Raw genomic sequence first — 22,396 nt, forward strand, 5'->3', positions numbered from 1 at the left:
TAAAATATATTAATTTAAAAATGTTTTGAGAGAATAATTATAGCCATCAGTATAAATTACTATAGCCCCCTTTTCATCTGTGCGGAGAATTTTTGTAGGCAGATTATTCAACCTATCGAGAACTTCTTTGCTAGGGTGACCAAAGCTATTATATTTGCCCACAGAGATGATAGCTAATTGAGGTCGTACATGTTCTAAAAATTCTTGTGAAGAAGAAGTCTTAGAGCCATGATGAGCAACTTTTAAAATTGTAGAGGCTATATTTTTATTTAACAAATATTTTTCTTGTGTTTGCGGTAAATCACCTGTGAATAACACAGAAAAATTATGATATGTTAATTTTAGTACATTTGAACTATCATTGCTAGATTTTAAATTTTCTTTTTCATCATTTTGAAGAAATTGGAAATGAATATCTTCTAAATTAAAAGCAGTGTTTTCCTTAGCTACAATAGCTTTGGTTAATAGGGGATTATTTAGTGGTAATTTTAAAATTTTAGCATATAAATTTTTATCTTCATCAGCGATAATTAAATGATTTACAGGTATTTTTTGTAAAATGGAACTAGCTCCACCACTATGGTCAGCGTCAGCATGGCTCAAAATTAAATAATCTAATTTATTGATACCGTAATGACGTAAATAAGGTAAATCTACATAAGAGCTAATATCAAAATCAGAATTAATAGAGCCACCTGTATCAATGAGTATACTATGTTGATGGGGCGTGATGATAAGGCAAGCATCACCTTGACCTACATCAATAAAATGTATTTGTAGAGGAGAAGGCTTTATCATTAAATAACAAGAACAAATAATTAGGCTAATACTACATATATACGTGATAAATTTATATTTTTGTAAAAGTAAATATAAGTATCTGCGAATTTTGATATTTAAAATTATAAAAATAAGGGAATAATAAATTAAAATAGCTGGAAAATTTAATGGCGGTACATAAATACTAGCAAAGGGAATTTTGGTGAGTAAAAAAGTTGCTTCATTGCTTGTACTTAAAATTAAGCTGGCAAAAATAAATAAAATTTTAGTGATAAAAGGAAAGATAAATCCTAAGATGAAAGCTATTAAACCCAAGATGATGAGAATTTCCAATAGGGGAATAATGATTAAATTGGCTAGTAGGGAGCTAAGAGATAAACTGGTGAAATACCAAATAATAATAGGAAAAGCAAAGATTTGAGCACTCATGGTTAAAGCTAAATTATCTATTAATAGTGAAGGCAATTTTAATTTATTTAATTTAGAGCGTAATATTGGCATTAAATAGACAAGACCAGCTGTAGAGGCAAATGAAAGCTGAAAACTTATATTGAATAATAATAAAGGATCAAAGAGCAATAAAATCAAAGCGATGATACTCAATAAATGTTGAGCCGTAGATTTTTCCTCAAGATATAGAGCGATAATGCTAAGTAATCCCATTATGCTAGCACGTATGACAGGTATACTAGCACCGCATAGAATAGTATAAAAAATAATGAGGATTAATAATAAGATTAAATTAAAAAAGCGAGGCAGATGTAAAAATTTACCTAAAGATAATAAAAATAGGGAAATCAAGCTGATATGAGAACCTGATACAGAAAGAATATGAATAATTCCAGTGATTGAATAAGCTTCTAAGATATCTTTTTCGATATTATTATAGCCACCAAATAACATAGCAAAAATCATATTAGCATCATTTTCAGGCATTACTTGATACATGGATTGCAAAAAAGATTGTTCAATTTGATAGCAAAATTCTTGAAGCGAGAATTTATCAGATGTATTTAATATTTTTAAATTTTGTTTGCCAATGGAAAAAGTAGCATAAATACCTTCTTCTTGGGCAGAAAGCTCACGGTCAATTAAATTAGGATTGTGATAATTTTGGATTAAGCGGATAGTACCTGTGGCAGAAATCGTATCATTGATTTTAGCAAGATTAGTTAAATTTTTTTGTTTTTGGTAGAGATAAACTTTTCCTGTGGCAGTTTTTTCTTCTTTTTGCTTGATAGATTTAGTATCAACAACATATGTTAAATGATATATACCAGCACTGTCTTGGCGGATTTTAGGCATTTGACAGATAACACCAGTCAAAGTGATTTCTTGATTATCATAATTTTTTATATTGTCATCGGCAATGAAGGTAAAAGAGAGATAACGCATCACACCTAAAAGGAAAAATAAAATAAGATATAGTAAAAATGTAAGTTTATGTTTACGCAAAGTAAAATAGAAGGCTAATATTAGATTTACTATAATTAAATAAAAAAGGTGTGTATATGACTTAGAAATTTCAGGAGTTTTCATCGTCATATACACACCTAAGCTGTAGAAAAGAATTATAAAATTAATGAAAAGTAAGGGCGATTGCCCATAATGTATCTTAATCATAATATGCCTTCTTAAATAATAAAATAAATCATTTGTTAGATTTAAAAGATTTTAAGTACAAATTTTATCTTGCATTTTGTTAAATTTAGCTTCACCAATACCTTTGACATTTTTGATATCTTCGATAGAAGAAAAATTACCATGTTCTTGGCGATAATCAATGATTTTTTGAGCAGTTGCAGGGCCAATTCCAGGTAAAGTATCTAAATCTTCTTTTGTTGCAGTATTTATATTGATTAAATTAGAAGATGAATTATTATTACTAGGACTGTTGGAATTAGTATCATTTACCTGTTCATTAGAATTGATGACAGGAGCCTTACTGCTTACTTGAATTTGCATACCATCAGTTAATTTTTGAGCTAAATTGATTTTAGTTTTATCTGCAAGTGGTGTAAAATCGCCACAGGCTTTAATTGCATCAGCAATGCGACTATCACTGGGTAATTCAACTAAACCAGGAGAATTGACTTCGCCGGAGACATAAACAGTAATTGTAACATCTTCTTGATTATCTTGAGTCTGTGTTTGCATATTATCGGTGATAATAGGAGTAGTATCTTCTTGTGTGTAAAGATAATAAAAAGTTGAAACACTAGCAAATAGAGCTATACAAAATAAAACAAGTAGCGATTTTTTATACATAGGCATATAAATCATTCTTTCTAATTATAAAAACAAAAAGGAAATATTAATTTTTTAAATCTTGGCATTTGGCGATTAAATCAAGTACAGCGAAATCTTTATGTTTAATATCTTTTAATACTACTAAAGCATTTGGATATTCGCCATTTTGACAGAGCAGATAGCCAAGATTTTTTAAGATGAAGTCATTTTCATCATCTAAAAGTAGAGCTTGGCGCAATAAAAAAATAGCTGATTGAAGATTATTATGTGTGCGGAAAATATCAGCTAGATAATTAAATAGCCAAATTTTTTTCTTATAAGATAAAACTTGAGACATGATGCATTGACTCACTTGCTCGCAAGGTGTGGCTAAAATAGTAGAAATATTTTCCTTATTGGCTATTTGCATATCCCAAATTTGATTGATTGTATTTTGTAGGGCTGGATTTATATTGGTATTAGTATCAGGCATGATGACTCCTTTTGCACTATTGATAACAGTGGATTGATGAACAGTTAAATCATGATTAACAGGTTTTTTTTGCTTTTGTGTCTTTAAAGACTGTCTACGCTGTTTTTGATAAGTATTTAGATTGGGACAGCGACGCATTAATTTATCAGCTTTAAATATTTTTTTGAGTTTTTCAATAACCATATCTAAAAGCTGATAATCTTTTTCATTTTTTAAAGTGATTTTATTGGATAATAGATGATTTAGTAGATTTAAAGTCTCTTCTTTTTTTCCATGAACTAATAAAAGTTGGATTTCTAGAAGTAGACTACGGCAATCTTGTGGAGATTGAGCTTTTAACTTTTGTGTCCAATTGAAAGCGCGTTCATAATCATGTAAACATAAATAGGTATCAGCTAATTCGTAGATGATATCACTATCTACGATATTTTTTTCAAATAATAATTGAATGCAAGATAAAGCTTCTTCATAGAGTTTTTGTTGTTTGAATTGATGGATTTCCAAGAGAAAATCATCTTTAGTCATTTCATTTGAAGATGGCTTATTATCGGTAGTGATATTTTGAGCTGATATTTCTTCTGTAGTTGTATCTTCTGAGGAAGATGGATAGAGATTTTTAAATACGCAGTAAGAAGTATCAGAAGTGTTTGGTTGATTAAAAGAGGTTTGTTGAAACCATTTTGGACGTTTTTTCAAAAGAATACCTCCTTTGAAGGCTTTGTAGGTAAATTGATATTGGCTTGACTAGCTAATACTAGACCGCTTACAGTTTTAGCGCCATGATTTTTTAAAACCATAGCACAATTTTTTAGTGTACTGCCTGTGGTGAATATATCATCAATCAATAGACATTTGCGATTTTTTACATCAACATAATCTTTTAAGGTAAAAGCATTGGCTAAATTTTCTTGACGTTCATGGCGTAGTAATTGATATTGTGATTTAGTTTGTTTTGTACGCTCAAGAATATCGCAATAATTAAAATGATGTTTATCAATCCATGGTTTAAAAATTTTTTCAACTTGATTAAAACCACGTTTTTTTAATTTATTTTTGTGTAGGGGTACTGGGATTATCATATCATAAGTGGAAAAATCCCAGTCTTCATCTAAATATGAAAATAATGGTTTTAAATAAGCTAAAGTGGCAAATTTATTTTGATATTTTAATTCGTGAATTAAATTCTTAAGTCCTTTATCGTATTTACCTATAGCTATAATAGGTGAAATATATTGCCGAATATCTTCATCATAAGCTAGATTTTCATTGCGGATAATTTCTTCTAAACAAGAAGGACACCACATACCTTTTTGTTCTACATAGGCATTACAAGAAGGGCAATGGCTAGGAAATAGAAATTGCATAATAGCTTGATAGATATTATTTAACATGATAAAGAACTCTTTTCTAAAATAGCTTAAATTAATTTATGGGCTAAACGTTCAGCAAGCAGTGTATATCTTTTTTGTGTTCGATTGCTTTGAATAGCAGTCATCAATGCTTTTTTTGAGCCAATGATGATGACTTTTTGTTTGGCTCTGGTGATAGCTGTATAGAGTAAATTTCGTTGGAGCATGATGTAGTGGCTAGTTGATAAAGGAATGATGACTACTTTATATTCACTGCCTTGACTTTTATGCACACTTGAGGCATAAGCTAGAGTTAATTCGTTTAGTTCATTTTTTTCATAGGTAACAATATGGTCAAAATAATCTACAGTTAATTTTTCGTTGTTGATATCTTGGATAAAACCAATATCGCCATTAAATACATTTTTTTGGTAGTTATTGCGAATATGCATGACTTTATCGCCAACGCGGAATGTTTGTGAAGAATATTTTAATTCATCTTGATTTTTTTTAGGATTTAATTGTTCTTGAAGCATTAGATTTAAATTTTCTACGCCACATAAAAAGCGATGCATAGGAGATAAAATTTGTACGTCTTTGAGAACATCAAAACCTTCATGAGGTAAATCTTTAGTACATAAATCAAGGATTTTTTGTGTAATGGAAGTATCGTCATTTAATTCATAAAAGACAAAATCGCTGTATTGTTTGCGAATGTCAGGTAATCTACCAGCGTTTATGATATGTGCATTTTGGATAATCATGCTTGTTTGAGCTTGGCGGAAAATCTCATCTAAGCGAATGGCAGGGATTTTTTGCGAACGGATGATATCTTTAAGCACAGAGCCAGGGCCTACAGCAGGGAGTTGGTCTGTATCACCGACTAAAATGATGCGACAACCATCTGGTACAGCATTTAGAAAATGGTGCATGAGGACTATATCCACCATAGAAACTTCGTCTAAGATGATGACATCAGCATCTAATTGGTCATCGATATCTTTGCTAAAGCCTAATTGTAAATTATCATCTTGAGCTAAATTATTTGCTTCTAATAAACGATGAATAGTCAAAGCTTTTTGCCCTGTTGTTTCTCTTAAGCGTTTTGCAGCTCGTCCAGTTGGTGCTGCTAAGCGAATTTTTAATCCTTGGGCTTTTAAAATAGATAAGATGCCTTTGATTACAGTCGTTTTACCAGTACCAGGGCCACCAGTGAGGACTAAAACTCCGTGATGAAGACAAGCTTTGATGGCTTCTTTTTGTTTTTGTGCAAGTTGGATTTGATTATCTTTTTCCCATACTTTGATAAATAAAGAAAGATTATCTTCTGATAAAGGCTCAGTTGCTTGTTGTAATTGAAGTAGACGCATAGCAACTTTTTTTTCGGCATAATAGAGATATGGCGGATAAATTAAAGTTTCACCACCGACTACTTCAGTATTTAAAGAGCCATTATCAATGCGTTCTTTTAAAATAGTGAAGATAATTTGATTATTTACTTGCAATATCTTTGCTGTTTTATCGACAAGAGCCATTTCAGGAATACAGCAATGACCATTGTTGCAAAGTTGCATTAAAGCATAATCTATGCCTGAGATTATGCGTCGTTTATCATCTCTTTGTATGCCAAGATTAAAAGCGAGTTTATCAGCTGTTAAAAAGCCTATGCCTTCTATATCTTGAAATAAGCGATAGATATCTTTTTCCATGATATCTATTGCAAAAGAACCGTATTTAGCAAAGATTTTACCTGCATAAGTATTGGATATACCATGATTTTCTAGCCAAACCATAATTTCAGTGAGTTCACTTTGTTCAAGATAAGATGTAGAAATTTTTTCTGCTGTTTTTTTGCCGATACCAGGAACTTTTAATAATTCATTTGGTGATTTAGCAATTATTTCTAAAGTCTTTTCGCCAAATTCAGCGACTATTTTCTTTGCCATGGCAGGGCCAATGCCGTTGATTGCCCCAGAAGCTAAGAATTTTTCAATGCCGGATATTTCTGTAGGAGCAACAGTTTTGTAAGTCGTAGCTTTAAATTGTTGCCCAAATTTAGGGTGCTTTACCCATTCCCCTTCGATTTCTAATAGTTGCCCAATGAGTGGAGCTATGCCGTTTAGGGTAACTGTTATCTGTGTAGAAAGTTTTTCTGGTGATAATTTTAAAACAGTGAAGCGATTATCTTGACTGGCAAAAATAATCGTGTCTACTGTTCCACATATTTTTTCCATAAGTAAAGCCTTTCTATTATTTATGATAAATTTATTATTCTATGCTTTATTTGCTAATTCTTCGGTTAATTTATCCCATTCAATATATTTTTCTTCTAGTTCTTGTTCTTTTTGAGCATAAGCTGTAGCTATTTCATGACTTTTATTAGGGTCTGCTTGCAGTGCTGGGTCATTCATTTGATATTCTAAGCCTTTTAATTCAGCTTCAAACATAGCGATAGTAGCTTCGCAACGCTGTATCATCATGGTTAATTTTTCACTGCTCATAGCAGAAGCTACATGTGCATTTTTAGGTTTTGCTTTTTCTTGTTTTGTTTTAGGTGTAGTTTTATTTTCAACAGTAGCTTTTTTATTTGAAGTTTCTTGAGTAGACTCAAGTTCTTTTTGCATTTCTAATTTTTTTTCACGATAATAGCTATAATTTCCATTATACTCTGTTAAATGTCCGTTTTCTAATTCACAAGTGAAGTTAGTAACTTTATCTAAGAAATAACGGTCATGGGAAACGACGATAAATGTACCAGGGAAAGCCATCATCGCTTCTTCAATAGCTTCTTTAGCAGGAATATCCAAATGGTTTGTAGGTTCGTCCATTACGAGGAAATTTGCACCAGTTAACATCAATTTCAATAAAGCCAAGCGAGATTTTTCTCCACCGGATAAATCGCCGATTAATTTATAAATATCATCGCCTTTGAATAAGAAAGCACCTAGACAGTGGCGAGCCTGTTCATCATTTAAACCAAATGAAGATAAGATTTCGTCAAAAACAGTATTGCTAGGGCAAAGACCTTCATGTTGCTGGGAATAATAGCCGATTTTTACACGACTACCGATTTTGATATTTCCTGTAGGGGATTGTAATTCGCCTAAAAGTAATCTTAATAAAGTTGTTTTACCAGCACCATTAGGGCCTACGATAGCGACACCATCACCTTTGCGAATTAATAAAGATAGATGTTCAAAGATTTTATGATCGCCAAAGCTAACAGATACATCATCAAGTTCAGCTACACGTTGAGCACATTCTTCTGGTTTATGGAACATAAAATAATTAAAGCCTGATTTTTGTGGCGGTAAGATGATGCGTTCTAAACGTTGTAATTGTTTTTCACGTCCTCTAGCTTGTTTGGCTTTGACACCTGCTTTATAACGACGAATATATTCTTCTGTTTCGCGGATATGTTCTTGCTGTTTAGCATAGGCGGATTCTAAAGTAGCTCGTCTTTGAGCTTTTACTTTCATGGCAGTAGAATAATTGCCATCATATAAAACAGTTGTTTTATTTTCTAAATCTAAAATCTTAGTGGCAACTTTGTCTAAGAAAAAGCGGTCATGAGAAATTAAAAGTACGCCACCTTTATAATTGCTCAAAAAGCCTTCGAGCCATTCAATCATTTCAATATCAAGATGGTTTGTCGGTTCATCTAAAAAGAGAAAATCTGGCTCACGAAGTAATGCTTTAGCTAAACAAATACGAGTGCGTTGACCACCTGAAAATAATGTTGGGTTTTTGGGAAAGTCTTCTTCACTAAAGCCAAGACCAAAAGCAACGCGACGAAGACGGCTTTCATAATCGTATCCGCCTAATTGTTCAAATTTATCAGAAATACGACTATATTCCTTCATTAAATCATCAAGTTTATCATCATCATCTAAGTTTTCAATTTGTTTTTCTAATGTAGTTTTTTTCTGTCCGAGAGCAATGATATCAGCAAAAGCAGATAAGAGTTCATCATATAAATTATCATGGGTGAAATCTGACTGCTGTTGCATATAACCGATAGTATCCACACTATCAATACTGATGTGTCCTGTATCATATTCTTCAATACCTAAAAGACATTTCATTAAAGTGGATTTACCAGCACCATTAGGGCCAACAAAACCAATTTTATCACCACGAGCCACATCAAAGGAGACATTATGAAATAATTCTTCTATGCCAAAGGATTTTCCTAAATCTTGAATGCGTAAAATTCCCAAAATAACACTTCCTTTATAATTTATAACTATATAATATAATTTAAATTTTAAATTTATAGACCTATATAATTAAATCTTGCTACTCCATGAAGATATAGCAAGATTTAATCTAAAATAATTTAATTTTGTTTTTGATAATCTAAGCCAATATTGACTGTTGCCTGACCAGCGCTTCCTCCTGACATAATAGTACAAGTAAATGGCATACCATAGAAACAATCTGTTTCATGCTCATTTGCCGTAATAGTTGTATGTTCACGAGAAGATGTATTTCCTGTTTCAACACTAGAAATTTTAAAACCTTTGCGTTTTAAGATATCTGCAACTTCTGCACCAGCTCCATTGATACCGCTAGAGTTGATGACTAGAACAGTTATATCTTCATTTTTTATAGGTTCAACTTTTTCTTTAGCAGGAGCTGTGTTATCTTCTTGAGTTGAAGATTTTTCTTCAGTTGAAGGAGTTTCTGTTGTAATATCGCCCATTTTTAAACCTTTAGGCAAAGATTTTTCATATGCTTTTATTGTAGATTCAGTATCTTTTTGAGCAGTTTCATTTAAGGTAATTCCCATATTTTGCGCTATTAAATTTCGTGTTTTGGCAATATCTGGTATCCAATAGCTGATATCTTCGATATAAGCAGGTTGTCCAGGAACCATACTAGAAGATAAGCCATTTTGTTGGATTGTAGGTAAATTGGATACTAAGGCAATCATTTTACTCAATGGCATATTAGTTTGAATAGCTGAGGAAATATTGCTTAAAATATCTGGTAGTTTTGGTAGGATTGATGGTGATATTGCTTGCGCAAGGAAAGCTTTCATGAATTTTTGTTGACGATTTATACGACCAATATCGCCCTCACCATCGCGATAGCGAACATATTGAATAGCTGTTTTACCATTTAAATGCTGAAGTCCTGGTTGAAGGTCGATGACAAGACCACCATTATCATCCCAAGGGTCTTCATAATACATGCGTTTTTCTACATCAATATCAACACCACCAACAGCGTCAATGATTTTTTCAAAAGCTTGGATATCTATAAGAACATAGTAATTAATCGGTACATTTAAAAATGATTCCACTACTTTTTGCGTAAGCTCATGACCACCATAAGCGTAAGCGTGATTTATTTTGTCATAGTCATTTTTTTCGATATGTACTCTAGTATCACGTGGCAAAGATAATAAAGAAGCTTTTTGTTCATTTGGATTATATGTTAAAACCATTAATGTATCACTGCGACCGACATCATCAGCACGTCTATCTACACCCATTATCATGATATTAAGAACGTTTGTTTGTTCTGTAGTTATAGTTGGAGGATTATCAGAGGAAGAATCAGAGTTAGCAAAGACAAATCCAACTAATACCAATAATAGAATAATAATTAAAGCAATAAGACGGTTATAGTTTTTCTTCTTTTTATATATTTTTTTTGGCGGTGGAGGAGGGGGTGGATCATTTTTTTCTCGCCATTCCCTGCTGAGCCAATCTGGAGTATTTAATGTATCAATATCATTTTTATCGTTATCACTAGTTGTATCGTGTTTATTTGTATCATCAATTTTATTTTCCAAAATAAAAAACTCCTACTAATTTATTTATACATTATGCTAACTAAGTTAGTATATCAAATATAAATTATCATTTCAATTTATATAAAAATAAATATTTATAAATATTGTGTATAAATATACAGGTAAAGGGAGAAAATTTTTTATAATTTTACAATATATAGTTAATTTTTGCTTGATTTTTGTTGAATAAAACTTTATACTAAAAGAAGCAAACAGCTTTTTTGTTCTGACATGAAAAATGACGTGGAAAATCATGCATTTATGGGATGAAACGGCTTGGGCTTAATTGAAATTTTTAAGGAGTTTTACAAATGGATTTTCAAGACAAAACACTAGTATGTAAAGATTGTGGTAAGGAATTTGTTTTCAGTGCAGGAGAACAAGCTTTTTATGCAGAAAAAGGCTTTGAAAATGAACCAGCACGTTGCCATGAATGCCGTGATAAAAGACGTCGCGAACGTGAAGGCGGAAAAGAACAGCGTCAGATGTATACTGTAGAATGTGCAGAATGCGGAAAAGAAACACAGGTTCCTTTTGAACCAAAAGGAGACCGTCCAGTTTATTGTCGTGATTGCTTCAACGCTAGACGCAATAAATAATTTAGTTTAATCGGCAAGGAGGCTTGGATATTTCCGAGCCTTTTTTAAGGTTAGATGTAATTATAATTTTATAAACAAATTTAAAGAAGGGAAGTTACATAATGAGTAAGAAACTATTAACTTTATGTGCTCTTTGTATGTTTGCTGTAAGTGCACTTTTCGCTGGCTGTGGACAAGATAGTTCTGATAAAGCAGCTTCTAGCGGAGAAAAAGTATTACGTGTAGGTACTAATGCTGACTTTGCTCCATTTGAATTCCAAGACGAAAATGGTAGTACAGAATATCAAGGTTTTGATATGGATTTAATCAGAGCTGTAGCTAAAGAAATGGGTTACACAGCTGAAATTCAAAATGTTAACTTCGATGGCTTAATTCCTGCTATGGAATCTGGCAATATTGATATAATCGCTTCTGGTATGACTATTAATGAAGAACGTAAAAATCAGGTAGAATTCTCTGATCCTTATTATACTTCTGGTCTTACTATCGTTGTTCCTAAAGACAACACTGATATCAATGGTTTTGCTGACTTAAAAGGCAAAAAAATAGCTGTACAGATCGGTACAACTAGCATGGAAGAAGCACAGAAAATCGAAGGTGCTGAAGTAAAAGCTTTAAATAGTTCTGCTGATACATTTATGGAATTAAAAGCAGGTAACGTTGATGCAGTTATTAATGACCTTCCTGTAAATGATTATTATATTGTAAAAACTAAAGCTACTGATGTAAAACGTTTAGATGATAAACTCACATCTGAAGAATATGGTTTTGCAATGAAAAAAGGTAATACAGAATTAAAACAAAAAGTAGATGCAGCTTTAAAAACACTTAAAGAAAATGGTGAATATGACAAAATCTATGAAAAATGGTTTGGTACAAAACCTGCTAAATAATAGATTTTGTATTTAACATAGTAACCTAGAAGGACACTGTCTGATGGTCAGTGTCCTTTTTCTATAATAGAAGAAAGTGAGGAGGTTTTATTTTTGGATTTTAGATTTGATATTATTATCAATGCTTTTCCATTACTTATTGAAGGTGCTATTTTCACAATTCAAATTACAGCACTAAGTGTTGCAATCGGTATTATTATTGGTTTATTTGTTGGTGTTGCTCGCATTAGTAAAATTAGAATAATTAAATGGTTAGCAGCTATTTATGTTGACTTTTTACGTGGAACACCTTTATTAGTACAGATTTTCTTGATATATTTTGCACTACCTGTATTAACAGGTATAAAAATGAACCCATTTGTAGCAGCTATTGCTGCTTGTAGTATCAATAGTGGTGCATATGTAGCGGAAATTTTTAGAGCAGGTATACAATCTATAGATAATGGTCAGATGGAAGCAGGTCGCTCTTTAGGTTTATCTTGGTTCCAGACAATGAGATATATAATTATTCCTCAGGCTTTTAAACGTGTAATACCACCACTAGGAAATGAATTTATCGCTTTATTGAAAGATTCATCATTAGTGTCTGTTATTGGCTTTGAAGAATTAACTCGTCGTGGTCAATTAGTTATTGCTAGAACATATGCTTCTTTAGAAATTTGGGTTTGTGTTGCTTTAATTTATTTAATAATGACATTATCTATTTCTCGTTTTGTAGCATATTTAGAGCGGAGGTATCAAATTGATGATAGAAATTAAAAATCTGCATAAGTCTTTTGGTCATGTAGAAGTATTAAAAGGCGTAGATGTTTCCATTGAAGAAAAAGAAGTGGTAGTTATAATTGGGCCAAGTGGTTCTGGTAAATCTACATTACTTCGTTGCATGAATTATTTAGAAGAGCCTACAAGTGGAGATATCACTGTAGATAATATGAAACTTGATAAACATGCGGATATCAATAAAATTCGTGAAAATATCGGTATGGTATTCCAACGTTTTAATTTATTTCCACATATGACAGTATTAGAAAATATTGTACTTGCACCAACAAAAGTGTTGAAAATTTCACGTGAGGAAGCAATTTCAACAGCTATGGATTTATTACAAAGAGTTGGTTTAAAAGAAAAAGCTAATTCTTATCCAAGTCAGTTATCTGGTGGGCAACAACAACGTGTTGCTATTGCTAGAGCTCTTGCAATGAAACCAAAAGTTATGCTCTTTGATGAACCAACATCAGCTCTTGACCCAGAAATGGTAACAGAAGTATTAGATGTTATGAAAAGCTTAGCTAATCAAGGTATGACAATGGTTGTAGTTACTCATGAAATGGGATTTGCTCGTGAAGTTGGGGATCGTGTATTATTCGTAGATGAAGGTCGTATCATTGAAGAAGGTACACCAAAAGAAATTTTTGAAAATCCTAAACAAGAACGTACAAAATTATTCTTATCTAAAATTCTTTAAAATTAAAATCAAATATTCTAGTTTAAATCGCATTTTAAGCTAGAATATTTGATTGACGCTCATCTGGTAGTATGCTATAATTTATTATTACCGGACGTGCGATTATTTGTCGTAAAAAAACTAAATAAAAATTAGTTTGAGATGAGTAACGTTCAAAATTTTTAACATAAAAAGCGAGAGTTCTTTTGATTTTATTTCAAAGAAAATAAAGCTTTATGTTAAGTTTTAGGTAAGCAAATAGCAAGCCTATAAAGTTAGTTGTTCTTTAAAAACACAAAATGTAGGACTTCATATTTTAGAAGCTACAAAGGAGTTTTGACAGTTCCTTTAAGAGGATATACTTCTTAAAAATCTTCTATTGGCAATTATAACTGTTAAGTATTTAAGTACTGTAGTTATCATTGTTGAGTGAAGAATGTCAATATATTTGATTACGTTATAGAAAATATTTTTCTATAGCTTTATATATTTTGGAGTGAATGAGGTGTACAAAGGAATATCTTTGTCAATTACAAAGCAAGGTCTTTAAAGAGAAAAAGTGCCTTGCCTTTTTAACGTTTAATGTATGTTGATAGTGAAAACATATCAAAGCGTGTAGACAAAAGATAAGAAAACACTTTATTCATATGTTTAATATTTAGTTTCAATTCGGTTTGAGGGGTGAAGATTTTAATGTTCAATCCTGTCTCAGTTGGTAAACGGACCAGGTATAGCTATGCCAAAATCAAAGAGGTTATGGATATGCCTCATCTTCTGGATATCCAGAGAAATTCTTATGATTGGTTTATGAAGGAAGGATTACAGGAGATTTTCCATGATATCTCTCCAATTCAGGGATTTACAGGAAATCTTGTGTTATCGTTTGAAGGTTTTTCTTTAGGAAAACCTAAATATGATATTGATGAATGTAAAGAACGCGATGCTACGTATTCTGCTCCTTTACGTGTCAATGTACGCCTGGTTAATAATGATACTGGCGAAGTAAAGGAACAGGAAGTTTTCATGGGTGATTTCCCACTCATGACAGAAACAGGTACATTTATCATCAATGGTGCGGAACGTGTTATCGTAAGTCAGCTCGTTCGTTCTCCTGGTGCTTATTACGGTGAAAATATTGATCCTACTGGTAAAAGATTATATAATGCCACAGTTATTCCAAACCGTGGTGCATGGATAGAGTTTGAAACAGATTTAAATGATGTTATTTCTGTTCGTCTTGACCGCAATCGTAAATTACCAGCTACAGTATTAATCCGTGCATTAGGTTATGGTACAAATGATGCTATTATGTCTTTATTTGATAATGATGAACGCATTAGAAACACTATAGACCGTGATAATACAGTAACAAAAGAAGAAGCATTAGTAGAAATCTACAAAAGACAGCGTCCAGGTGATCCACCTACTGTAGATAATGCTAAACAACTTTTAGAACAGCTTTTATTTGATCCTAAACGTTATGATTTAGCAACTGTAGGTCGTTATAAATTAACTAAAAAATTAGGCTGGAAACGTCGTCTTTTAGGCAAACAATTAGCTGAGCCATTAGTAGATAAAGAAACTGGTGAGGTTTTAGTTCCTGCTGATGTTACAATTGAAGCATCTATGGTTGAAGATATTACTATCGAACAGGAAAATAATATCTTCGGTGAAGATGAACATGCAATTGTTTATATTAAAGATAAAAACAATAATAGAATTAAGATGATTTGTTCTCGTACTTTACCATACAATCATCGTACAATTACTATTAACGATATTATTGCATCTATTAGTTATTTATTAAACTTAATGGATGGACATGGACATAAAGATGATATCGACCATTTAGGAAATCGTCGTATCCGTTCTGTTGGTGAATTGTTACAAAATCAATTCCGTATCGGTTTATCCCGTATGGAACGTGTAATCAGAGAACGTATGAATACACAAGATAATGATGTAATTACACCACAAGCTCTTGTAAATATTCGTCCTGTTGTGGCAGCAATCAAAGAATTCTTTGGTTCTAGCCAGTTGTCTCAGTTCATGGACCAGAACAACCCACTTAGTGAACTTACACATAAACGTCGTTTATCTGCACTTGGTCCTGGTGGTCTTAGCCGTGAACGTGCAGGGTTCGAAGTTCGTGACGTACACAACTCTCACTATGGTCGTATGTGTCCTATCGAAACTCCAGAAGGTCCAAACATCGGTCTTATCGGTTCCCTTGCAACATATGCTCGTATTAATGAATTTGGCTTTATGGAAACACCTTATCGTAAAGTCGATAAAGTTAATAAACAAGTAACAACAGATGTTCGTTACTTAACAGCTGATGAAGAAGATGATTTAGTAATTGCACAAGCCAACGAACCATTAGATGAAAATAACTGGTTCAAAGCTCAGCGTGTAACAGCACGTGTTCATGAAGAAACAATGCTTGTTGATGCAGATAGTGTAGATTACATGGACGTATCACCAAAACAGATTGTATCCATTGCGACAGCAATGATTCCATTCTTAGAAAACGACGATGCTAACCGTGCCTTAATGGGTGCGAACATGCAACGTCAGGCTGTACCTCTTTTCAGAACACAGGCACCACTTGTTGGTACTGGTATGGAATATAAAGCAGCTTGCGACTCTGGCGTTATGGTACTTGCAAAACGCGCAGGTGAAGTTGTTAGAGTAACAGCAGATTTCATTGAAGTTCGTGCAGACGAAACTGGTGAAATCGACCATTATAAATTACAAAAATATTTACGTTCCAACCAAGGTACATGTATGAACCAAGTGCCAATCGTGTACAAAGGTGACCATGTAGAAGCAAAAGAACCTATCGCTGATGGTCCAGCAACTGACCATGGTGAATTAGCTCTTGGTTACAACGTTATCGTAGCATATATGCCTTGGGAAGGTTATAACTACGAAGATGCGATTTTATTAAGTGAAAAACTTGTAAAAGAAGATATTTACACATCTATCCATATTGAAGAATATGAATGTGATGCTCGTGATACAAAACTTGGACCAGAAGAAATCACACAAGATATTCCAAACGTAGCAGAAGATGCTCTTCGCGACCTTGATGCTGATGGTATTATCCGTATCGGTGCAGAAGTTCGTGCAGGTGATATCTTAGTTGGTAAAGTTACTCCAAAAGGAGAAACAGAACTTACAGCAGAAGAAAGATTATTACGCGCTATCTTTGGTGAAAAAGCTCGTGAAGTTCGTGATACTTCTCTTCGTGTTCCACATGGTGAAGCTGGTCGAATTGTTGATGTTAAAATCTTCAACCGTGCTAATAATGATGAATTACCACCTGGTGTAAATCAGTTAGTACGTGTATATATTGCTCAAAAACGTAAAATCTCTGTCGGCGATAAAATGGCTGGTCGTCATGGTAACAAAGGGGTTGTATCCCGCGTTATGCGTGAAGAAGATATGCCATTCTTACCAGATGGTACTCCAGTAAATATCGTGCTTAACCCATTAGGCGTGCCTTCACGTATGAACATCGGACAGGTACTTGAAACACATCTTGGTATGGCTGTTCGTGAACTTGGTATGCAGATTAAAGCAGGAGATCCAACAGTAGAATCTCGTTTACGTGCAATTGGTTATGATTTTGATAAAAATGGTATGCCAAAACCAGACGTTGCTGGTATTCACATTGCAACTCCAGTATTCGATGGTGCAAAAGGTAACGAAGTATTTGAAACACTCAAAGCTTCTGGTTTCTCTGATAATGGTAAGACTATTTTATATGATGGTCGTACAGGTGAACCATTTGAAAATCCAGTTACAGTAGGTTGCGTGTACATGCTTAAACTTCATCACCTTGTTGATGATAAAATCCATGCTCGTTCAACTGGTCCATACTCTCTTGTTACTCAACAGCCACTTGGTGGTAAAGCACAATTTGGTGGTCAGCGTTTCGGGGAAATGGAAGTTTGGGCTCTCGAAGCATACGGTGCGGCTTATACACTTCAAGAAATTTTAACAGTAAAATCTGACGATGTTGTTGGACGTGTTAAAACATATGAAGCTATTGTAAAAGGTGAAAACATTCCTGAACCAGGTGTTCCAGAATCCTTCAAAGTTCTCATTAAAGAGTTACAAAGTATTGGTCTTGATATCAAAGTTCTTTCCGAAGATGCACAGGAAATTATGATTAATGATATTGAAGATGATATCAATGAAACTGCAAGAGAACTTGATATGGATGCAACAGCAACAAAAGAATCTTATGGTCAAGCAGTAACAACAGATGTTTCTGAAGAAAATGTAGTAGAAGATGATTATACTACTGAAGAACCAACAGATGATATCATTGCTGATCTTGGTGCAGATAATTTTGACGAATAATATAATGGTTTAATTTAATCGATTTAAGAGCATTTATTAATTATAAATGCTCTTAATCAATAAATTGAAATAGTGATATAGTAATGTAGGTAACTTTTATTTGTTTAATAAAAGTTTTTTAACAGATGCAAGGCTGAATTTTAAAGAAAGGGAGTGACAGCCCCTTGTTAGATGTAAATAATTTTGATTCTATGCGCATAGGACTAGCTTCTCCAGAAAAGATTCGTGAATGGTCTTATGGCGAAGTAAAAAAACCAGAAACTATCAATTATCGTACTTTAAAACCTGAACGTGATGGTTTGTTCTGTGAAAGAATTTTTGGTCCTACACGTGACTGGGAATGTCATTGCGGTAAATACAAACGCATTCGTTATAAAGGTATTGTCTGTGACCGTTGTGGCGTAGAAGTAACTCGTGCAAAAGTACGTCGTGAACGTATGGGTCATATAGAGCTCGCTGCACCAGTATCTCACATTTGGTACTTTAAAGGCATTCCAAGTCGTATGGGTCTTATCTTAGATGTATCACCTCGTTCTTTAGAGAAAGTATTATACTTTGCTTCTTATATAGTATTAGATCCAGGCGATACACCTCTTATTAAAAAGCAACTTTTATCCGAAAATGAATACCGTGAGTATTATGATAAATATGGCTCTAGCTTCAAAGTAGGCATGGGTGCTGAAGCGGTAAAACAGCTTTTAGAAGAATTAGATTTAGATAAAATGAATAAAGAATTACGTGAAGAACTTCGTACTTCTAGCGGTCAGCGTAAAGTTCGTGCTATTCGTCGCTTAGAAGTAGTAGAAGCTTTCCGTAAATCTGGCAATAAACCATCTTGGATGATTCTTGATGTAGTACCAGTTATTCCACCAGAATTACGTCCAATGGTTCAATTAGATGGTGGTCGTTTTGCTACATCTGACTTAAATGATTTATATCGTCGTGTTATCAACCGTAATAATCGTTTAAAACGTTTATTAGACTTAGGTGCACCAGATATTATCGTGCGCAATGAAAAACGTATGCTTCAAGAAGCAGTTGACGCACTTATCGATAATGGTCGCCGTGGTCGTGCTGTAACAGGCCCTGGTAACCGTCCACTTAAATCTTTAAGTGATATGCTCAAAGGTAAACAAGGTCGTTTCCGTCAGAACTTATTAGGTAAACGTGTTGACTACTCTGGTCGTTCCGTTATCGTTGTAGGTCCTGAACTTAAACTTCATCAATGTGGTTTACCAAAAGAAATGGCTCTTGAATTATTCAAACCATTTGTAATGAAAAAACTTGTAAATTCTGGACTTGCACATAATATTAAATCTGCAAAACGCATGGTTGAACGTATTCGTCCAGAAGTTTGGGATGTATTAGAAGAAGTTATTAAAGAACATCCAGTTCTTTTAAACCGTGCCCCTACGCTTCACCGTCTTGGTATTCAGGCTTTTGAACCTGTACTCACAGAAGGTCGTGCACTTAAATTACATCCACTTGCTTGTACAGCTTACAACGCTGACTTCGATGGTGACCAGATGGCTATTCACCTTCCACTTTCAGCAGAAGCCCAAGCAGAAGCTCGTATTTTAATGCTTGCTGCTAACCACATTTTAGCACCAAAAGATGGTGGCCCAATTATCACTCCATCTCAGGATATGGTACTTGGTTCTTATTATTTAACAATCCTTCGTCCAAATGCTCAAGGAGAAGGAAAAGTATTTACTGGTATAAATGAAGCTATTTTAGCTCATCAACATAAAAATCTTCAATTACAAGCATTAATTCAGGTTCGTATGGAAGGATATGGCCTTGTAAAAACAACTCTTGGTCGTATGATTTTCAATGAAATTCTTCCTCCTGAAATTCGCGATTTCTATCAAGTAACAAAAGTTTCCTTAGAAGCTGATACACCAGAAGCTCGTGAAGCTTTAATTAAAGGCTTAAAAGGTAAAAAGATGGCTGAACCAATCGTTAATAGCGAAGGTAAAGAAATCGTTCCAGCCGATACAGCTGTTGATGCTGGTTATATTAAAAACTTACTTGCTAGTGATGCTAAAGAAGCTATTGTTCATGGTGGTAACTCTGGACAATGGTATCTCGGTTACAAAACAGGTAAAAAAGAACTTGGTAAATTAGTTGCTAGATGCTTTGAAACATTTGGTGGTTCTAAAACTGCTGAAGTAATTGATAATGTTAAAAACTTAGGTTACCATTATGCTTGTCTTGCTGGTATGACAGTTGCTATCTCCGATATCATCGTTCCACCAGAAAAGAAAGAAATTTTGGCAGCTACAGAAAAAGTTGTTAACCGTGTTGAACGTGACTATAATCGTGGTCTTATCACTGAAGACGAACGTTATAAGAAAGTTGTAAAACTTTGGAGCGATGCTACAGATGACGTTGCTGATGCGATGATGGCTAACATGGATACATTCAATAATATCTTCATGATGGCTGACTCCGGTGCCCGCGGTAACAGACAGCAGATGCGTCAGCTCGCTGGTATGCGTGGTCTTATGGCTGATCCATCTGGTAAAATCATCGACTTACCAATCAAAGCAAACTTCCGTGAAGGTTTAACAGTGTCTGATTACTTTATTTCTTCTCATGGTGCTCGTAAAGGTCTTGCCGATACAGCACTTAGAACAGCTGACTCTGGTTACCTCACTCGTCGTCTTGTTGACGTTGCTCAAGACGTTATCGTTCGTGAAGATGACTGTGACGTTGTAGGTATTAACCTCGTACGTGAACGTGCAAAACTCGCTGCATCTTCTAGCGCTGCAATCAAAGAACTTGGCGATAGCTTAAAAGGCCGTGTGCTTGCAAATGATATCGTTAGTCCAAAAACAGGCGAAGTTCTTTATGCTGCAGATACTACACTTGATGAAGAAGCTCTCAATACTATTGGTGAACATAATGTTAGCGAAATCGTACTCAAAGGTTCCGCTATTTATGAAGGACTCAACTCCATGTCCACTGAAACAATAGCTCTTGGTGCTCCTGAAGAAAATGTACGAAAATCCATCAAACATGCTATGATGCATGAAATGCTTGGCAAAAATACAACTGATGCTGTTTATGACAGCACAGGCGCAGAAATCATTCCTGCAAATACACCACTTACAGAAGAATATATCGAAGCTGTATTAAATAGCGATGCGAAAGAAGTTAAAGTTCGCAATAATAACATTCGTGGTATCGAAGTTGAAGCTATTAAAGAAGGTAACGGTATTATCGAATCTCTTGAAGATCGTATCGTAGGACGTGTATTAGCAGAAGATATTATTGATCCTGCTACTGGTGAAAAAATCGCTTCCCTTAATGAAACTGTTACACCAGCTCTTGCTAAAGCAATTTGTAAAGTACGTGAAAAAGTTTCTATTCGTAGCGTACTCACATGTAAATCTCAGCTTGGTGTATGTATTAAATGTTATGGTCAAGACCTTGCTACAGCTAATCAGGTTGAAGTTGGTGAAGCAGTTGGTATCATCGCTGCTCAATCTATCGGTGAACCTGGTACACAGCTTACAATGCGTACATTCCACTCTGGTGGGGTTGCCAGTGACGAAGATATCACACAGGGTCTTCCACGTGTTGAAGAATTATTCGAAGCAAGAAAACCAAAACATCATGCTATCATTGCTGAAATCGAAGGTACTGTTCTCATTTCCGAAGATAAAGAAATGCGCATAGTTACTATTACACCAGATGAAGGCGAATCTAGAGAATATTTAATTCCTTATGGTTCTCGTCTCATTGTTAAAAATGGTGCAAGAATTAAACCTGGTGATAAAATCACTGAAGGTTCTATTAATCCACATGATATCTTACGTATTTGTGGTTTACGTGAAACTCAGCGTTACCTCGTATACGAAGTACAAAAAGTATATAAATCTCAGGGTGTTGGTATCAACGATAAACATATCGAAGTTATGGTTCGTCAGATGCTTCATAAAGTTAAAATTGAAGATTCTGGTGACACTGATTTCCTCCCTGGTGAGTATATTGATATTAATAGCTTTGAATCTGCAAATGCTAAAGCTATTGAAGAAGGCGGTATTCCAGCCGTTGCTCGTCCAATCCTCTTAGGTATTACAAAAGCTTCCTTGGCAACAGATTCCTTCTTATCTGCAGCATCATTCCAAGAAACTACTCGTGTTCTTACTGATGCAGCTATCAAAGGTAAGGTTGATCCACTTATCGGTCTTAAGGAAAATGTTATTATCGGTAAATTAATTCCTGCCGGTACTGGTATGAGTAGATATAGAAATATCAATGTAGTAGATTTAGATGCTGCTGAACATGAAGCACAAGAAGAAGCTACAGTTACTGAATAAGATTAATAAAAAGCAAGATACTTTGATATGCACCCAAAATATTGGACATATTAATTAAGCTACTAATTGAGACTTAGTTCTGTATTCTACGGGACTAAGTCCTTTTA

At 34.0% G+C, this 22,396-nt stretch carries 13 protein-coding genes; 6 read left to right on the forward strand and 7 right to left on the reverse strand.

Going from position 1 to position 22,396, the window contains the following annotated elements; translation table 11 throughout:
• Positions 1-9: 9 nt before the first annotated feature.
• From AC5LAX_RS08445 to AC5LAX_RS08475, 7 genes are all read right to left on the reverse strand, one after another.
• Positions 10-2,403, reverse strand: coding sequence for a DNA internalization-related competence protein ComEC/Rec2 (locus AC5LAX_RS08445; protein ID WP_288909188.1), 2,394 nt, complete (start codon positions 2,401-2,403; stop codon positions 10-12).
• A 51-nt stretch (positions 2,404-2,454) separates the two neighbouring features.
• The gene (locus AC5LAX_RS08450; protein WP_288909189.1) at positions 2,455-3,054 is read right to left on the reverse strand and encodes a ComEA family DNA-binding protein; all 600 of its coding nucleotides are present in this window, start codon (positions 3,052-3,054) and stop codon (positions 2,455-2,457) included.
• A 40-nt stretch (positions 3,055-3,094) separates the two neighbouring features.
• Entirely contained in the window at positions 3,095-4,198 is a 1,104-nt protein-coding gene (locus AC5LAX_RS08455) for a tetratricopeptide repeat protein (protein ID WP_288909190.1), read from the reverse strand.
• On the reverse strand, positions 4,195-4,893 hold the full coding sequence (locus AC5LAX_RS08460) for a ComF family protein (RefSeq protein ID WP_224169603.1): 699 nt from the start codon (positions 4,891-4,893) through the stop codon (positions 4,195-4,197). Before AC5LAX_RS08460 ends, AC5LAX_RS08455 begins: the two co-directional genes overlap by 4 nt.
• Before the next feature lie 26 nt (positions 4,894-4,919).
• Positions 4,920-7,085 (reverse strand): SF1B family DNA helicase RecD2, encoded by a 2,166-nt coding sequence (gene recD2 / locus AC5LAX_RS08465; protein WP_288909191.1) that lies wholly within the window; start codon positions 7,083-7,085, stop codon positions 4,920-4,922.
• Between the two features lie 39 nt (positions 7,086-7,124).
• Positions 7,125-9,071: an ABC-F family ATP-binding cassette domain-containing protein gene (locus AC5LAX_RS08470; RefSeq protein WP_288909192.1), complete on the reverse strand. Its 1,947-nt coding sequence runs from the start codon at positions 9,069-9,071 to the stop codon at positions 7,125-7,127.
• A 119-nt stretch (positions 9,072-9,190) separates the two neighbouring features.
• A complete protein-coding gene (locus AC5LAX_RS08475; protein ID WP_288909193.1) occupies positions 9,191-10,654 on the reverse strand; it encodes an LCP family protein in 1,464 nt (487 codons plus the stop codon).
• A 311-nt stretch (positions 10,655-10,965) separates the two neighbouring features.
• Between AC5LAX_RS08475 and AC5LAX_RS08480 the strand changes: the two genes are divergently transcribed.
• The 6 genes from AC5LAX_RS08480 (at position 10,966) to rpoC (ending at position 22,289) form a co-directional block, all read left to right on the forward strand.
• Positions 10,966-11,253 (forward strand): zinc-ribbon domain containing protein, encoded by a 288-nt coding sequence (locus tag AC5LAX_RS08480; protein WP_008538738.1) that lies wholly within the window; start codon positions 10,966-10,968, stop codon positions 11,251-11,253.
• 101 nt (positions 11,254-11,354) lie between these two features.
• Positions 11,355-12,146 (forward strand): basic amino acid ABC transporter substrate-binding protein, encoded by a 792-nt coding sequence (locus tag AC5LAX_RS08485; protein ID WP_018999586.1) that lies wholly within the window; start codon positions 11,355-11,357, stop codon positions 12,144-12,146.
• A 93-nt stretch (positions 12,147-12,239) separates the two neighbouring features.
• Entirely contained in the window at positions 12,240-12,905 is a 666-nt protein-coding gene (locus AC5LAX_RS08490; RefSeq protein ID WP_008538735.1) for an amino acid ABC transporter permease, read from the forward strand.
• Entirely contained in the window at positions 12,892-13,611 is a 720-nt protein-coding gene (locus AC5LAX_RS08495) for an amino acid ABC transporter ATP-binding protein (RefSeq protein WP_117584997.1), read from the forward strand. The genes AC5LAX_RS08490 and AC5LAX_RS08495 overlap by 14 nt, the downstream gene beginning before the upstream one ends.
• Positions 13,612-14,283: 672 nt before the next feature.
• On the forward strand, positions 14,284-17,961 hold the full coding sequence (gene rpoB, locus AC5LAX_RS08500) for a DNA-directed RNA polymerase subunit beta (protein ID WP_033405645.1): 3,678 nt from the start codon (positions 14,284-14,286) through the stop codon (positions 17,959-17,961).
• 164 nt (positions 17,962-18,125) lie between these two features.
• Positions 18,126-22,289, forward strand: coding sequence for a DNA-directed RNA polymerase subunit beta' (rpoC, locus tag AC5LAX_RS08505; RefSeq protein ID WP_193525971.1), 4,164 nt, complete (start codon positions 18,126-18,128; stop codon positions 22,287-22,289).
• Positions 22,290-22,396: the final 107 nt, after the last annotated feature.

It is taken from the genome of Megamonas sp., from assembly GCF_986095205.1.

Excerpts from the sequence above, each read along its gene's own strand:
- AC5LAX_RS08485 (WP_018999586.1), top strand. The coding sequence starts at position 11,355 with ATGAGTAAGAAACTATTAACTTTATGTGCTCTTTGTATGTTTGCTGTA.
- AC5LAX_RS08480 (WP_008538738.1), top strand. The coding sequence starts at position 10,966 with ATGGATTTTCAAGACAAAACACTAGTATGTAAAGATTGTGGTAAGGAA.
- recD2 (WP_288909191.1), bottom strand. The coding sequence starts at position 7,085 with ATGGAAAAAATATGTGGAACAGTAGACACGATTATTTTTGCCAGTCAA.
- AC5LAX_RS08445 (WP_288909188.1), bottom strand. The coding sequence starts at position 2,403 with ATGATTAAGATACATTATGGGCAATCGCCCTTACTTTTCATTAATTTT.
- AC5LAX_RS08450 (WP_288909189.1), bottom strand. The coding sequence starts at position 3,054 with ATGCCTATGTATAAAAAATCGCTACTTGTTTTATTTTGTATAGCTCTA.
- AC5LAX_RS08495 (WP_117584997.1), top strand. The coding sequence starts at position 12,892 with ATGATAGAAATTAAAAATCTGCATAAGTCTTTTGGTCATGTAGAAGTA.
- rpoB (WP_033405645.1), top strand. The coding sequence starts at position 14,284 with ATGTTCAATCCTGTCTCAGTTGGTAAACGGACCAGGTATAGCTATGCC.
- AC5LAX_RS08460 (WP_224169603.1), bottom strand. The coding sequence starts at position 4,893 with ATGTTAAATAATATCTATCAAGCTATTATGCAATTTCTATTTCCTAGC.